Source organism: Paenibacillus sp. FSL K6-2393 (assembly GCF_038002545.1).
In the GTDB taxonomy this organism is placed as follows: domain Bacteria; phylum Bacillota; class Bacilli; order Paenibacillales; family Paenibacillaceae; genus Paenibacillus.
Genome location: NZ_JBBOCU010000001.1, coordinates 4951262 through 4968207 on the forward strand (window position 1 = coordinate 4951262; position 16946 = coordinate 4968207).

Consider the following 16946-nt stretch of genomic DNA (forward strand, 5'->3'; position numbering starts at 1 on the left):
CGTATTCACCTCCTTTCATGTGCCCTCATTCAGAATTTCCGAATGAACCGATAGACAATCAGACTATGCATCATCAATCGCAGATCTGGATGTGAAGCAAGCTCTGGTCTCGGACTCGGAAAGTTCGCCAGGGCAGATTTGATACGCTCCGTGTTTAATATGCCAGCGACCTTGCTGTCAGAACACAAAGCACGCAACTCAGCCGTAAAGGCATCCCAACTCGGAATGATGCGATGCAGCCAATCCGCCGGTTGTACACCCCGTACCCGTTGATTCAGTCTGACCTTGTCAGGCAACTCCGGTGAAGTAGCCCGGCGAATCAATGAACGATCCGTCCCATGTTTCACATATTGTTCAATCGGTACAGACAGACAGAACCGGATGACTCTGGCATCACTTGTCGGATCACGTTCCCAAGCCCGGTAACGCAGAGAACATTTTGTAGCTACAGCACCGTTTTTGTTGGCGATGGCCAGGTTATTGAATTTCTCGGCACGTACTTTGAGTGCATCGGCCTGAGCACCGCCCTGCAGTACAATAATGGATTTGAGTCTTTCCAGTACACCTGTTCTTTGAGCAAAATCAGGATGGATCAACTGCACGGATGCGGCCTGGCTTGCTCCTTTGGACTGAGCCTTGAACCATTCCGGATATGCCTTTTTCCCGGTGATCTTAGCTATACGGGAGAAGGGCATGCCGGTCCGCTCACTATACTGCTGCATCTCACGGAACCAGCGATACCAGCGGCCACTTTTCAGTAGACTGGCGTAATAATCCAGAGCCGGGCCCCAGGAGATGGTGAAATTACCACGTGCGCCTGTGAGCAGGATGCCTGCATCTTGTTGGCTCGCTTTTTCATAGAATCCGCGAATCCAGAATGAATTTTCAAAGTATTTATAAGGCATTTCCATAATGTCGAGCCAGGTATCTACTTCACTGAGTGGACTTCTGCCTTCAAAATCAAGGTAGTTCTCTGTGATATTGCCAACATGATTAATGGTTGAACGTATAAAGGGCCGTTCGTCTGCGAGCAACGTTTTCGACGTATAATCTGTGAAATCCGGTACGGGAACATAACTGTAGGCCTGCAGCCGTTTGCCCTGACTTCTCAATGTTCCGGAAGCAAAACCAACCACGGCTCCCGAGTCCAGCCCTCCACTTAAAGCAGCAGCCACCTGCCTGTGCGTTCGTAGTCGTGATCCAACCGCCTGCCCAAAGATCTCCCGAAACGCTTCTACATACTCACCATCGGATTTAAGCCTCAGAGGTTCGACTTCATTCCAGCGATGATATTGCTTCAGTTCCAGTCTCCCATCCCGGAAGACAAGTGTATGTGCAGAAGGCAGTTGGCTTATTCCCCGATATACGGTCGAATTGATATCTGCTGAATCATGCATGTCAGGAATGGCAAGGAATTCGGACAGCCAAGTCTCATCAAGTTCTTTATGTACCCCTTCAAGCCCAAGCAACGGATTCATGAGTGTGCAGAAAGCAAAACGTGAACCATCATGTCGGTAATAAAAAGCTCTCATACCTGTAATGTCTCTCGCTGCATACAGTTTGCGATTCCGCTCATCCCAGATGGCGAATACAAAATCGCCCAGTAATCGGACAGCCACATCGTCTCCCCAGCGCTGATAGGCACGCAAGATCAGTTCACTATCCGCCAACATAGCCAGTTCAGCTCTGGATATCTGTAATTGATCTGCCAGTTGTTCCCGGTTATCCAGAATCGCATCTGCCGTGATGGTCAGACCACTTTCCTCATCATATAAAGGCAACTTCTCGCTAACCGATTCCGGTGTAATCCATTGGGCGTGACAGCTAAGGAACGCCTCGTTGCCTTTCCACACCCCTGTTGTATCCGCAGGGACATGCCCCAGGCTTGCGTACAGACGCCAGCTGTCTTCCCATAGCGCCTGCTGACCATCGTTGTGAACAATTCCTGCTATGGCGCTCATGACTTGCCTCCCCGTAGAATCTTGCGCTGTGAAGCCCAGGCGCTGATCTGATGACCAAATGGTACCCATGATTTGATACGCTGTATTTTGCTTTGAGCAGAAGCCAGCTGGACTTTCAAGCGTTCTCGCTCACTGTAACCCCGTTCCAGACGATGATCTGCTGCCCGTAATGCGGCTTGCAGCTGTCTGATCGTCACCAGTGCAGCTAGCGTCGGGTCTGTCTTTTCCGGTTCTTCGGCAACTTGGTCATTAAGATTCCCAAGCGGATCATGAACGACAGAATCTGCCGGTTGCATTCGATATTGCGGTTGCCACTGGCAACCGGTCGCTGCTGTCAACTGATGCGTGATTCGGTCAATGACCTCTTGATCTGGACTTGCATCATAATGTACACCCGTCCATTGTTCGGCTTCTGCCAGCTGTTCACTGTATCCCATCCGGTGGAACAGATCTGCCCCCATCACACGGCAATACAGTTCAACTTCATGTGGTTCTAATATGTTTTTCCAGTTGTTAACAGAACCCTGATGTGCCTCTTGATGCGAAGAGAGGAAAGGATCACCCACGCCCATACTGTAGAACATGTCAGACTTGGCACTGTCCAGAAACTGTCCATACTGCTCCATTCCCTGTTCATATCGAATTCCCAGAAACGTGCATAGTTTCTCAAGTTCTTCTTGAGGATTGGAAACCAATCGTTCATATTGCAATTCATACGCATTGGAGTGGGGTTTGGCAAAATACTCATTCAAGCGGAGCATACCCAGTGTAAGATCTACGGATTTCATATTTAATTTGGGGCTCTGCAGACTATGAATCAGGTCGAATCCTTCTCCTGTGTGGCGGTTTACCTTTTTGAATGATGCAGCTATGGCCAGAGGATTACGCTGGAGATGAATACGCTTGGACTGAGGGAACAGACGATCCAGCCATTCCAGCATGTAATAGTATCGTGGAGATTTATCAACGATGAAGTCTGCACCGCTCCCTTCCAGGAATCCATTGTAGATCTCAAGAGCAAAACTTCTGCACGCCTTTTCGAAGACATCCTCGGATACCATGGCATTGTAGAACTGACGAATGATGGAGCTGCCACCATAAGCACGTGAATCAGCCTTGGGCAAATCGACAAGATTCATCAGAAACCACATTTCCTGGGTGGCAAATATACGACTATGATTTTGCAGCATTACGGTGGATAAGGAACTACCACTGCGGGGAACACATAGTAAGAAAACAAGTCCGTTACCTTGAGCATCGATCAATGGCAGCCTCTCCTCTGTTCATTAGTATAAATATGTAGCTGGGATAGACCAGACTCTACCTTTGTGTTTGGCAAAACGAGTAATATGCACGCTATAGGTCAGCATTTTGCAATATTCCGTCGGAAGTTCACCCGGGAATGAAGCAAAACACATGGTTACATTCGACAACTCTCAGATACAATATGTATTTATAGTTTTACTCTATGATACAAAATGTATCATGTCAATCTTTTATTTTCACCTTTTCATAAATTCATACTCTTTCACTGTATTCTGCTGTCTGTCATTTAAGCACTTATTCATGATCAATTATGTTCTGATTGCACAAACGCGAATAAGCTCCAGACATGTTCTGTGAGGAACAATGCCTGAAGCCATACGTAATCCGTTGAGAAACTTAATATGAAAACGGGTGAACAACCATCAGGTAAACCTTACATCTGAACTTTTCCCAGGAGCTCCAACGCTCCTAGTTCGCTCTTCTTCCTGATCTGCCCGTGTAGCATCCTGCATCCCCTTCTGTACCTTCACGGTTAACAATACAGCAATTCCCGCGACGAAAAAGAAGATGAGCGACAGAATACCCCAACGCGTGGAACCCGTGATCTGCCCAACATAACCAAACACAAATGGACCAAAGATCGAAGAGAATTTGCCTGTAATATTCACAAAACCAAAATACTCTCCTGTTCTGCCTGCTGGCATCAGATTGCTAAACAGGGAACGCGCTGTGGATTGACTCACACCCTGCACGACACCAACCAACCCGGCGAGCACATAGAAGTGGATCGCTTGTGTCATGAAATAACCGAGAATCACAATACATATGTAGACCGATAAGCTAACAATTAATACCTGCTTTGCTCCCCAACGCTGTGCCCATGCTCCCAGTAACAATGTACACGGGAACCCGATGAACTGGGTTAACAGTAGCGCGAGCATCAGGTCGGCTGTGCCTATGCCTATACTTGTCCCATAGATCGTAGCCATCAGAATGATGGTATTAATGCCGTCATTAAAAAACCAGAAAGCCACTAACATGCGGATTAACTGGGGAAAACGCCGCATCTGACGAAAGGTTTGCCGCAGTCTGCGTACGCCCACCGCAGCATACCCTGTCCACGTTCCGGGCAGATCCGGTGATGCAGGCCGTCTCGGAGCATGGCGAAAGATCGGTATCGAGAACAGCAACCACCACAACGAGACGGAGATGAAAGCAAGTCTTGTGCCTGCTAGTGTACTGCTCATCCCGAACCAGCCCGGTTGCTGAATCATCAGCAGGTTCACTGCAAGCAGCAAACCTCCTCCAATATAACCATAGGCATAACCTTTGGAGGATATCATGTCCCTTCGTTCCACGGGTACCAGATCCGGCAGCATTGCATCGTAAAAGGTGTTACCACCCGCAAAACCAATCGTGGATATGACCAGCAACGCGGAAGCAAGGAACCAGTCCCCTTCACCGATTGCGCTGAATCCCAATGTAGCAAGGACGCCTATAATTGCAAATACACGCAGGAAGTCGCCCTTCCGTCCTGACAAATCAGCTAGCGTGCCTAACAACGGTGTTAGCAGAGCTACGCACAACATGCCAATGGAGTGTGTATAGGCCAGGTAGGAGGCGGCGGTATCCGTATCCAGCGTTGCTGCAGCCACCGAAGCATAGAATACAGGCAGTACTGCGGCCAGCACAGTTGTCGCATAAGCCGAGTTGGCCCAATCATACATAATCCAAGCCTTGATCGCCTTTTTATTCACATAAATCCTTCCTTTACATGCATCTCTAAATTAGTGCGAGTTCAACAAGTCTAAGTGGACTTTATAAACAACCTCTATTAGATGCCAGATCGATGTCTTTCTCCTATTGTAAAGGAAGGATATCACACTTGTTCACTGTTTCTGTAAAAAATGGTGCAGTTCTGTTCTTACGACTCACCTCACCTCCGAGGTGAACTTGCGTAATTGTATCATTTTATATCCACTCTCATCACATATCGTCCTCGCCCGTGAATATACTTAATTACCGACAGGCCAAACTGTGCCGCGTAATCAATGGGGGGTGCCTACATGTCAAATTCACACCAGCCTTACTCGTTCGTCGTGTCGAAGGAAGATTGGTCGCTTCACCGCAAAGGGTACCAGGACCAACAGCGCCATCAGCAAAAGGTGAAAGATGTCATCAAGCAGAATCTGCCTGATCTGATTACGGAAGAAAACATCATCATGTCTGATGGAAAACAAATCATCAAGGTACCAATCCGCAGTCTGGATGAGTACCGTTTTGTGTATAACTACCAGAAGCAAAAACATGTCGGTCAAGGAGACGGTGACAGTCAGGTCGGAGACGTCATCGGTCGTGATCCATCTGCTTCGCAGAAACCCGGCAAAGGTGAAAAAGCCGGCGATCAGCCTGGTCATGATATTGTGGAAGCCGAAGTTAGTATCGAGGAATTGGAAGATATGCTCTTCGCTGAGCTGGAATTACCCGATCTGAAGCAGAAAGACAAAGACCTGATTGAGACACATACGGTAGTTTTCAACGATATTCGCAAAAAAGGCATGCAGTCCAATATTGACAAGAAACGTACCATTCTGGAGAATCTGCGTCGTAATGCAACGACCGGTACGCCAGGCATCCATCACATCAGTCCGGATGACCTGCGCTACAAGACGTGGGAAGACAAAATCATTCCACAATCCAATGCCGTTATTATTGCCATGATGGATACATCCGGGTCCATGGGTTCGTTTGAGAAATACTGCGCGCGCAGCTTTTTCTTCTGGATGACTCGTTTTCTACGCCGTCAGTATGAGAAAGTTGAGATTGTTTTCCTCGCCCATCATACGGAAGCCAAGGAAGTAACCGAAGAAGAGTTCTTTACCCGTGGCGAGAGCGGAGGCACCATCTGCTCCTCTGTATATATGAAGGCACTGGATATTATTGACAGCCGGTATCCGCCTTCCAGCTACAACATTTACCCTTTCCACTTCTCTGACGGGGATAATCTGACCTCGGATAACGAACGGTGTGTGAAGCTGATCGGTGAGTTGATGAAGCGTAGCAATATGTTTGGATACGGCGAAGTGAATCAGTACAACCGCAGCAGTACACTGATGTCGGCTTATCGTCATATCAAGATGGATCAGTTCATGTATTATGTGATCAAAGAAAAAGGCGAAGTGTACAAAGCTTTGCGCAGCTTTTTCCAGAAACGGGAAGGAGGCAGCGTTAGATGACAGATGAGATCCGCGAACTCGAATACGCTATTGCCGAGATTATGGAGATTGCCGATGGTTTTGGCCTGGATTATTACCCCATGCGGTACGAAATCTGCCCATCGGATATTATTTATACATTTGGAGCCTACGGCATGCCGACCAGATTCAGCCACTGGAGCTTTGGCAAAACATTTCATAAGATGAAAATGCAATACGATTTTGGACTCAGCAAAATTTATGAGCTTGTCATCAACTCCAACCCTTGTTATGCCTTCCTGCTGGATGGCAATTCCCTGATTCAGAACAAATTGATCGTAGCCCACGTATTGGCACACTGCGATTTTTTCAAAAACAATGCCCGCTTCTCCAAATCCAACCGGAATATGGTCGAAAGTATGGCCGCTACGGCGGATCGGATCAGCAATTATGAGATGGAGTACGGAACGGAAGCCGTTGAAGCATTTATCGATGCCGTGATCGCGATTCAGGAACATGTGGACCCACAACTCATTAAACCCCGCCATTTGGACAAACAACGCTACATGGAAATGAAAATGCGGGAGCAGCGCGGTGAGAAAGCACCCCGGCCGGAAGGTCGCTATGATGATCTATGGTCGCTTGATGATGTGCAGACGGAAGAAGCACCCGCCGAAGGTATTCAGGTCCATCACTTTCCGCCTGAACCGGAGAAGGATGTCATGTGGTTTATTCAGGAATTCTCGGAAGTGTTGACCGACTGGCAGCGGGATATCATGAGTATGATGCGTGAAGAGATGTTATATTTCTGGCCACAGATGGAAACCAAAATCATGAACGAAGGCTGGGCCTCCTACTGGCATCAACGCATTATCCGTGAACTCGATCTGAACAGTGAGGATACGATCGAATTTGCGAAACTCAACTCCTCCGTGGTGCAGCCATCGAAACAAAGTCTGAATCCGTATTATTTGGGACTGAAGATTTTCGAGGATATTGAACGGCGCTGGGATAACCCAACCCGTGAAGAACAGGAACGTTGGGGCCGCAAACCAGGGCAAGGTCGCGCCAAAATGTTCGAGGTGCGTGAATTCGATTCCGATACCTCCTTTATCCGCAATTACATGACCAAACAATTAACCGAGGATCTCGACCTCTACGTATTTGAGAAAAAAGGGCCGGACTGGAAAATCACCGACAAGTCTTGGGAGAACATACGGGATCAGCTCGTATTTTCACGTGTCAACGGGGGCTCCCCTTACTTAGTCGTGCAAGATGCTGACTATCTTCGGACCGGTGAACTCGTGCTCAAACACCAATATGAGGGCATCGAGCTGGATCTGAAATATATGGAACGCACCCTGCCTTATCTGTATCGCCTCTGGGGACGTACCGTACATGTGGAGACACGTGTCGAGGATAAACCAATCTGGTTTACGTATGATGGTAAGAAACACCACCGCAAGTTTTTGTGAGGTTGTAAATTATCCTATTTGAAACTAAAATATAAATGCTCTTATCATGAGTGAGATTAGTGATTAATAAAAGATAAGACCTAAAAAAGCGGCAAGTTCCCGACATACACAGGAACTTGCCGCTTGGCATTTATAAAATTAATATTTAAAATTACGTTTCATTGCACCATGCTTAAAAGAAGTGATTACATATCCCTCACCGTTGTCCAACAGCTTGTAAGATACAACGTATCGATCCACAAAACAGTAGTACGTGTTGCGGTACTCACGAGACGGCAGCATTGTTCCCATAGTAACAATCTTCTCTTCAACACGGCGAATGAGATTAATTTTGTATTCCATCGTTTCTTGATCTTTAAAATGTTCGCTTTTGATCTGGCGAAGTCGGTTCATTGCCGTGGCGGTCCATTGAACCATCAATTACAGCTCACCACGCTTCACCAGTTCAATCAAGTCATCTGTTGAATACAGCTTGCCTTGTTTTATGTCTTTCTCAGAAGCTTCAATCATTTGCCGTATCTCCGGATCGGAGTCTAGCTCATCCACCGGGTTATAGATTTCATATTCCAGACCAGCAATACGAATGAATTCCTTATGATCCTTCTCATAGGATTCAATGACGGTCCCATCAGGAGCTTTAAGACTAAAATTCATCCTCACAACCTCCTTCAATGATATTGCTAAACTGCTAAATAGAACTTTTACCTGAATTATAGCATACAACCATGTTGCATCTCAGCCATCAATTTTAGGATTACCAATAATATCAATCATATAAAATATACCAGGTTTTAACTCCCTCTTTTCTAATCATTCCCCTTACAAACTGCTCTAAAAACTAAAACGGCAAGTTCCCTATACGTGATTGGGGATTTGCCGTTTAAGATATACTTCAGCTAAACTGTAAGATCCTTTAATTGAAATGTTCACTCTGATTATACCAGTGGTGCACCATTACCCTGCAATCGCAGCGGCACAAAAAAATCATGCTCCACTTCACTTGCTGGCAGTGGACGACTGAAATAATACCCCTGTATCTCCCGGCAATCATTCTGCATCAGAATATCCAGTTGGCCTTTCGTCTCAATGCCTTCGGCAATCACTTCCATCTTGAGATTCTGTGCCATCGATATAATGGTCGCCACAATGGCCTGATCGCTATGACTCTCCGTAATGTCCGTCACAAATGAACGATCAATCTTAAGCTTGTGAATCGGGAAATGCTTCAGATAACTCAGTGAACTGTATCCCGTACCGAAATCATCCAAGCTGATCTTGACACCCAGTGCTGTCAGTTCATTCAGAATCGCCGTAGATACCGTTGCATCCATCATCATGCTCTCTGTTATTTCCAGCTCCAGATATCGGGACTCAAGCCCTGTCTCTAAGAGTGCATTCTTGACCTGTTCTACCAAGTTGGATTGGTGGAACTGCTGGCTGGACAAGTTAACCGATACCGGAATGAGCGGTCCGCCACTCGCGTGCCAGAGCTTCATCTGTCTGCAAGCTTCCCGCAGCGTCCAGTTGCCAATCTCATAGATCATGCCTGTCTCTTCTGCAAGCGGGATAAACACATTGGGTGCGAGCAGACCTTTGAGTGGATGGTTCCAACGTATAAGAGCCTCCACACCAATCATGCGGCTATCCTCGGTACGAATCTGTGGTTGATAGTATAGGACCATCTCATCGCGTTCCAAAGCTTTACGAAGATAACCCTCCAGCTCAATGCGTTCATATAGTTCGGAATCCAGTTGGGCAGTGTAGAATTGGAAGCCATTTTTGCCGTTTTTCTTCACTTCATACATGGCGGAGTCCGCATGTTTCAGCAAAGCATCAACGCCCACTCCATGATCCGGATACATCGCAATCCCAATGCTGGCGGTCACATAAAAATCATTTTCCTTCAGTCGATAAGGTAACTGAATGGCTTCAACAATCTGTTTTGCAAGTTCTGCCACTCTTACTTCTGTCGCTTGATCCTGGGTCACAACGAGTGTGAACTCGTCACCGCCCATCCGGGCCAGCATGACATTCTCCATAGCCAAGGGATCAGAAGCTTCTATGGCTTTCATGATCCGGCTGCTGACTTCTCTTAGAAATACATCTCCAATGGAATGTCCCAGCGAGTCATTAATCATCTTGAAACGATCTATATCCATCACCATAACGGCAAAAGAATTCCCTTTTTCTGCTGAATCGTGAATCGTACAAGCCAGCACATCATCCAACTTGCGCCGATTGGGCAACCCCGTCAACGGATCATGCAAAGCTTGGTGACGAATCTTCTCCTGAGCCTGTTTCTCCTCCGTAACGTCTTTGATCAAAATGTGACTTCCCACATGTCTGCCATCAATGACAACAGGAACTACAACAATACTAAGGTCCAGAAGTTCACCCTGTACGTCTCTCATTTTGGCCATGTAGTGCGCCTGCTCCAGTCCATGATCATCCCAATCGATGGAATCAAATTCACTTATCCACTGGATATCGATTTGCTGAGCGATCTCATCAATGGAACGATCCATGACCCCTTTTTCAGGATATCCGGTGATTGTTGTTACAGCAGCATTAATCCCTTTGACAATACCTTCCTTATTCACTGAAATAATAGCATCCGAATGGTTATGATACAGGGCCTGATACCATTGCTCATTCTCATGAATCCGTCGATCTTTCTGTGACATTCGCTGATTGATAAATATGCCAAACAACGTCAAGCCCAAAGCAATAAATGTGCCCGATGCGATCAAGTAGGCGAGAATGCCTGGCTCAATCTGCATACCTGAACTTGCCATCGAGCCATGTGAGTGATGGAAATGTGCGGCTGACATCCCGGTATAATGCATGCCAGAGATTCCAATACCCATAATGAGACCGCTGCCCATCTTGTAAACCCAGGTATGTCTTGATTGATGATAACGGAAGAAAAACATAAGCCACAATGCTGCAAAGGAAGCAAGCGCTGCAATCAGAATGGATAACACCACTCTGCCTGGTTCATACGTAACCGGAGTTGACATCGCTGCCATTCCCACATAATGCATCGAGCTGATCCCCGCTGTCATCAGCACTCCAGCAATCATGAGCTTGCTTATCCTGCCCGATTGTCTACCCGCAATGTTCAAGGCCACTCCCGATGCGACAATAGCAAGTAGAACAGATAAAACAACCTTACCGGTGGAATAGGAGACTTGCGTAGGCAGAACAAAAGCCAGCATACCTACGAAATGCATGGACCAGATTCCCAACCCCATCGAGACTGCTCCGCAGGTAAGCCATACATTTCGCGCCATCCCGCTGGCCTGACTTACACGGCCTGCAAGGTCGAGGGCTGCGTATGAAGCTAACGATGCAATAATATAGGATAAAATAACAAGTTCTAAGTTGTACGTACCATGTAGGTGCTCCACTCACTCTGTCCTTTCAACCGGGAAATGCCTTGTATGTATGCAAAAATGTAAAAAAGAAGCGAGTGCGCTGTCTGGATGACAGGCACTCCCTCCGCATCATTTGACTCGTGACCACAGACTTAGTTGAAGCCGTTGTCATACATTGGAACCCGTTTATTTGAATGTATATAGTCTAAACGTCCCAGCATTTAAAATCAACACTTATTTCCAGATATACGATGTCGAATAGCTAACATTCTCATATTCTAATTTACAACTGAATATTCTATTTGCGAGTCAGTAACAGACTGCCAAAACCGGAAGTATCTTGATAAGAATTACCTGATGAATCACTCCAGATGGACACACTGCTTCGCTTGCCATCCCCCGCGCCATCATCATTAACTTGCAGATCAAATCCAATCCATCTTTGGCCTTCAGCACGAACGCTATCTAGTGGGATTGCCACTTCAACTGTATACCCTCCGCTTGTTAATCGAGTAGCTGATTTGAAGCTTTCTTTACGTGCATTTCCTCCAAAAGAAGCCTCATTATCAAAATTGACCCGGTACTGGGCGTCATCCTCCTGATAGAATGTTGTCTGATCTTTGCTCGGGTCGATAAAAATCTCAATCGAATCCTGCTCATGTGCATTAGAACTTAATTTGCTTCGCAAAGGATCCGTCACATCTGCCAATACGTACAGGTATTTCTCATCCCATAACAGCTGTGCAGTTGCCGTTGCACCGGAGTTTCCGACCACCCAGACATCCGTTTTAACAGATGCAGCCTTTTTCCAGACGTTATCCTTTTTTGCATCAATTACAGGTTTGCCATAAGTGACCTTGGTTTGTTTCAAGACAGAACCGAGCTTCAGTTTGCCCCGGTTGGCTGGTTTGTCGGGCTGCTGATTGGAAATATCATTCCAAACAATGGTCGCTGTCTTTCCAGCAGCATGTTCATCCGTAATCCGAAAATCCAGAGACAAGACCTGGCCTTCGGTAAGTAAAGCAGCTGACATAGGCAGTGATGCGTATACAACATACCCGGTTTTTGTCTCCTGTACGTTGTAAGTATTTTTATCTTTGCCTTTACCGCCATCCCGTTTAAATGTATATTGACCATTTGCAGACGACGGATTTTTCTTCTTGGCAGACAGATCAGCTTCAGAAGTTGCAGCGCCTGTCCCCTTGACTTCTTCCGCGAGGAAAACCTGCACCTGATCCCCTTTGCGACGTGTGGTATCCTTCACTTCCACTCGTAAATTCACCTTTTTGGCATCCCACATCATACGAGCCTCACCCGTAACAGCAGATGTACCATCTGCCAGATGATTAATTTCAAGTCCTTTCACAGCACCCCAAAGAATATCTTCCTGTCCTTTGTGATTCGGGAAAGAAGGGCTGGCCTTAAGTGCTGTCCATTCATTACGATAGATCGGAAGAGTGGTAGCATCCACCAGTGCCCAATAGGCCGGTTTCGCTTTCAATTTACGATCAAACAGCAACGGTGCATCTTTGCGTCCTTTGACTGGATGATTGTCAAGCCATGTACCATCATCCGCAAGTCCCCAGACCGTAACACTGTCCATTACACCGCGTTTTCCTAACTCGTCGAACAGGTCGAACAGTTCACGATAACGATAAGCCTGTTGCAGCATTAATTCATCTGTGACAGGCATCTCCAGTTCAGAATTACTTGAATAGATCGAAACGTCCAGCTCTGTAACCTGTACATTCACACCAAGAGCGATCACTTTCTCAAAAGCCTCACGAATGAGCTTTACATCCGGTCCGTACATGGATACATGCATCTGGAATCCAACCGCATCAATCGGTGTTCCTTTAGCAAGCAGCTTCTCTACAAGCTTCACCATATCATTCAGCTTGTTTCCATTGCCCTCCATTCCATAGTCATTAATCACCAATACCGCATCAGGGTCAGCCTCGCGTGCATATCGGAAAGCCAGCTCAATGTAATCACTGTCATCTCCGTCGCCATCCACATCCCCAATAATATCTTTCCACTTGGAATTACTGGCCCCATTCCGCAAGCCGCCTCCGTCTGAGATGACTTCATTGACGACATCCCATGTATGAACCTTTCCTTTGTAACGAGTCACGATGGTCTGAATATGAGTTTTCATCCGTGCAAGCAACTGTTCCCGCGTGGCAGGTTTTGAAGCATCATTCGGATCGGTAAAGAACCAGTCCGGCACCTGACTATGCCATAACAGCGTATGACCTCTTACCTCCATGTCATTTGCTTCGGCGAAGTTCACCAGACGATCCGCCTCTGACCAGACAAACTGCCCTTCCTTTGGTTGCATCGCATCCATTTTCATAAAATTGCCCGCTGTAATACTATTAAAATGTTTCGTTAACAACTGGGAATGTGGATCTTCTGCATCCAGTGCAGACTGGTCGATTGCCGCTCCCATTGCATAGTGTTGTCCCACAACATCCACTAGATTCGGAATGTTTGGCTCTATTTCAATTTTTTCGGCTTCCGTAATCAGAACATCATCCACGTAAAATGTAATTGTATCCGCCGGCGTCACTTCCGCTGACGTCTTCCAAGGTGTCTCTGCATACATGCGGAATCCAGTGATGCCGCTATTTTCACCAGGGATCACCACATCTGCCTCGATTTTTTTCCACTGTCCCTTGTTCAGAGTTGCAGAGGCAAACGTAGCATATTCACGACTTGAAGCATCGTTATTGTACTCTTTCTCAAGCGAACCGTTAATGACCTGACTGTCCGGTCCTTCATCGTACATGGCCCAAAACGAAATATGAACCGTGCTGCCCTTTTGTACATGGTCTATTACTTCAATTAAGGGTCCATGGAACGTTTCGGTACGGGAAGAGGTTCTCAGGCTGCGTGTACTGTCGTGACCTACTTGCGTTACGATATCTAGCTTTTCACTCGCACGTGGACGCCATTGTCCCAATACACCATCTTCAAAATTAGCCTCGAACAGCACTTCATCATCGCCAGTCTTAACGTCCGCTGCCGAAACACGTGTCCCTCCTGTTCCCACACTTGGGAACAAACTGAAGATCAATACAGCCGACAAGCACAAGCTCCACCATTTTCTCAAATGCATCCGATCTCCTCCTTGGTTGGTTGTGAAGAGTAACCTTTGTTCTGTCATGCGCCAGCCCTTTACAAGATCGTTGTGCAGGATTGGATAGACGTTATTCAATAGAAATTGAAAGCACTTTCATTATACGATTGCCAGCGAACTTTGTTTACCCGTTAAACTATAGGACTTGCACCACTCCATAAACCATATGTTTCCAAATCAGATATAGAACGACAAAAAGCACAGCTTATTAGCTGTGCTTCGTGTAAACATCTTTACTATTTAGGCTTTTAAGGGTGCTGTCGTCTGACGAATGACCAGATTGGAAGGTTCCGTCACCACAGGAGGAGAATAAGATGGATTCTCGATCATCGCAATCAGATATTCGATGGACTTAATGCCGATGGAATAGATATTCTGATTCACCGTGGTCAACCCCGGTTTGAATACCTCAGCATAATACGTGTTATCGAACCCGACAACCGAGATATCTTCTGGTACACTCAGTCCATGCTTTTCAATTTCATGAATCGCACCAAACGCAGACATGTCTGATGCACAGACAATTCCCGTTGGTTGATCCTGAAGTGCCAACAATCGTCGGGCAGCCTTGCTTCCTCCGTCGAAGGAATAATCGCAGATCTCCAGATATACCGTAGAATACGGGATGCCGCATTCTCGCAGCCCTTCCCGATATCCTTCCAATCGCAGATTGGCTACGGCAGGTCCAAGTGTCCCTGAGATATAGGCAATTTTGCGGTGCCCAAGCTCATGCAGATGTTTGACACCCATCGAGATCCCGTTCGCGTTATCCGTAGTAATGTAACCGGCACGCTTGCCCAACATGTCCGTATCGATAAACATCGTTGGAATCTCTGCATCCACCAGTTCCTGAATACTCGCGTTTTCTCTGCCTTCCCCGAATACCACAACCCCATCCACATTACGACTGCGGCAATGTTTGATGAACGAGTACGCCGGATCATCGAATCGAGTAGACAACCGGACCAGATCATATCCACTGTTCTCCAGCGCTGTTTTGATCCCTTCCAGCAACTCCGACACAAAAGGGTTCGTAAACGGAACCGTTAACAGTACTCCCACCGTCCATGAACGGCGTTTGACAAGTCCACGTGCGACCACATTGGGTTGATATTTCAATAATTCGATGGCTATATTGACTTTTTTGCGTGTTTTTTCACTTACATCAGGATAATCGTTTATCACTTTGGAAACGGTTGCAACAGATACTCCCGCTTCCTTGGCTACATCATGGATAGAAGCCATCTGATCACCTCAACCTCTTTCAAATCCCCTGTCTCCGGCTGCTTTTCTATAACATCGGCAGGTTTGTCTACCCATTATAGCTTAAAACAGCCTGAAACGGTATGGAAGGTTCCTAATGCTTTTAAGCTCTATTCCTGCTGTTCCAGATTCTTCAAATCCAGAGACAGTTTCTCCATTGTTGTTGCAAATACAGCGAGTTCAGCCGAGCGTGAAGCTTGGCTACGTGCTCCGCGAGAGGTATGATCTGACTCCTGCTGCACACTGCTCAGTTTCTTCATGATCTGCTCCAGATTAGACTGAATTTTACCCTGGGCGTCCCGAGAACTGGCTGCAAGCTTGCGCACCTCACTGGCAACCACTTCGAAGCCACGTCCGAACTCTCCTGCATGAGCAGCTTCAATCGCTGCATTCAGACCGACAAGATGACTCTGATCCGATATCTCGCGAATGAGTTCACCCATTTTTCCGATCTGCTGGATCTCCCCTGTTAATTCCGTGAGCAGAACTTGAGCCTGATCCTGAGAAGCCGCTGTTTCTTTGGCTACACTCGATATAGCCATTGCACTCTCATTTAATTCACTAATCATGCCTGTAAGCTCTTGGGTAATCTGCGTAATCGCCTGCAACGTATGTTGTTGGTCATCGGCAAGCTGATGTAACTTTTCTTTTTCTTTCTTCTCATAGGCTTCAAGGACAAGCTGTGAATCCAGATTAAACATTTTGCTGAGCGCCTGAATGACAAGATGCCAGGAATCAGGGATAACCTGTTGGAATATGCTCGTTGCAATATCTAGGTATACCATATAGGTACCCAGATAATAATCTTCGGACAGGCCAATACGGGAATGAACAAGCCCAATTGCAATCCGTTGCTCAATATATGCGTCGTCCACGATTCCATCCGTCATCGATAACCAGTACATCTTCTGTGTTTCTTTTAGACGATCAATGGTAGAAAATCGAGCGATCAGATCTACCAATTCAGGATAATTTCCCACATGATTGTAGAAATGATCTACCACTTCATTAACGACTTTTTTAAAAACAGGCCGATGATCGGCAAGCAGTTTTAGATCCCCTGCGGTTAATCCCATGTAATCAAGTTGCTTCTGTCTTGTTGCGGAAATACTGCTCATATCTGGTTCAGTCAGCTCCTTAATAAACACTAAATTACTTTAAATTGTAAATATATGTATTGATTATAGACTAAAATACCTAAATATACATATACCATTAGAACTAATTCTCTTTAAAATTAACCTTATTTGTCAGCTTTTTAGATTAAT

The 16946-nt window shown here is 46.3% G+C and carries 11 protein-coding genes; 2 read left to right on the forward strand and 9 right to left on the reverse strand.

What is annotated here, in order from left to right; genetic code table 11:
• Nucleotides 1-29: 29 nt before the first annotated feature.
• The 3 genes from MHI14_RS21810 to MHI14_RS21820 all read right to left on the reverse strand — a co-directional run bounded on the left by MHI14_RS21810 (nucleotide 30) and on the right by MHI14_RS21820 (nucleotide 4984).
• On the reverse strand, nucleotides 30-1961 hold the full coding sequence (locus MHI14_RS21810) for an asparagine synthase-related protein (protein ID WP_249911243.1): 1932 nt from the start codon (nucleotides 1959-1961) through the stop codon (nucleotides 30-32).
• Nucleotides 1958-3226 (reverse strand): sulfotransferase family protein, encoded by a 1269-nt coding sequence (locus tag MHI14_RS21815; protein ID WP_133384152.1) that lies wholly within the window; start codon nucleotides 3224-3226, stop codon nucleotides 1958-1960. Before MHI14_RS21815 ends, MHI14_RS21810 begins: the two co-directional genes overlap by 4 nt.
• A gap of 423 nt (nucleotides 3227-3649) precedes the next feature.
• Complete coding sequence (locus MHI14_RS21820; protein ID WP_091032669.1) at nucleotides 3650-4984, reverse strand: MFS transporter; 1335 nt, start codon at nucleotides 4982-4984, stop codon at nucleotides 3650-3652.
• 309 nt (nucleotides 4985-5293) lie between these two features.
• On the opposite strand from MHI14_RS21820, the gene yhbH reads away from it, so the two are divergent.
• Both yhbH and MHI14_RS21830 read left to right on the forward strand, forming a co-directional pair.
• Complete coding sequence (gene yhbH, locus MHI14_RS21825; RefSeq protein WP_036609998.1) at nucleotides 5294-6463, forward strand: sporulation protein YhbH; 1170 nt, start codon at nucleotides 5294-5296, stop codon at nucleotides 6461-6463.
• Complete coding sequence (locus MHI14_RS21830; RefSeq protein WP_341131194.1) at nucleotides 6460-7896, forward strand: SpoVR family protein; 1437 nt, start codon at nucleotides 6460-6462, stop codon at nucleotides 7894-7896. The genes yhbH and MHI14_RS21830 overlap by 4 nt, the downstream gene beginning before the upstream one ends.
• 138 nt (nucleotides 7897-8034) lie before the next feature.
• Here MHI14_RS21830 and MHI14_RS21835 read toward each other — a convergent pair whose 3' ends face one another.
• The 6 genes from MHI14_RS21835 to MHI14_RS21860 form a co-directional block, all read right to left on the reverse strand.
• Nucleotides 8035-8316 carry a hypothetical protein gene (locus MHI14_RS21835; RefSeq protein WP_091032674.1) on the reverse strand — a complete coding sequence of 94 codons (282 nt, stop codon included), beginning with the start codon at nucleotides 8314-8316 and terminating at the stop codon, nucleotides 8035-8037.
• Nucleotides 8317-8550 (reverse strand): hypothetical protein, encoded by a 234-nt coding sequence (locus tag MHI14_RS21840; RefSeq protein ID WP_091032678.1) that lies wholly within the window; start codon nucleotides 8548-8550, stop codon nucleotides 8317-8319.
• A 281-nt stretch (nucleotides 8551-8831) separates the two neighbouring features.
• Nucleotides 8832-11306, reverse strand: a complete 2475-nt coding sequence (locus MHI14_RS21845) for an EAL domain-containing protein (RefSeq protein ID WP_133384150.1) — start codon at nucleotides 11304-11306, stop codon at nucleotides 8832-8834.
• A gap of 265 nt (nucleotides 11307-11571) precedes the next feature.
• Entirely contained in the window at nucleotides 11572-14394 is a 2823-nt protein-coding gene (locus MHI14_RS21850) for an endo-1,4-beta-xylanase (RefSeq protein WP_341131195.1), read from the reverse strand.
• Nucleotides 14395-14655: 261 nt separating this feature from the next.
• Complete coding sequence (locus tag MHI14_RS21855) at nucleotides 14656-15660, reverse strand: LacI family DNA-binding transcriptional regulator (RefSeq protein WP_091032684.1); 1005 nt, start codon at nucleotides 15658-15660, stop codon at nucleotides 14656-14658.
• Nucleotides 15661-15788: 128 nt separating this feature from the next.
• Nucleotides 15789-16796 (reverse strand): globin-coupled sensor protein, encoded by a 1008-nt coding sequence (locus MHI14_RS21860; RefSeq protein WP_047842288.1) that lies wholly within the window; start codon nucleotides 16794-16796, stop codon nucleotides 15789-15791.
• Between the last annotated feature and the right edge of the window lie 150 nt (nucleotides 16797-16946).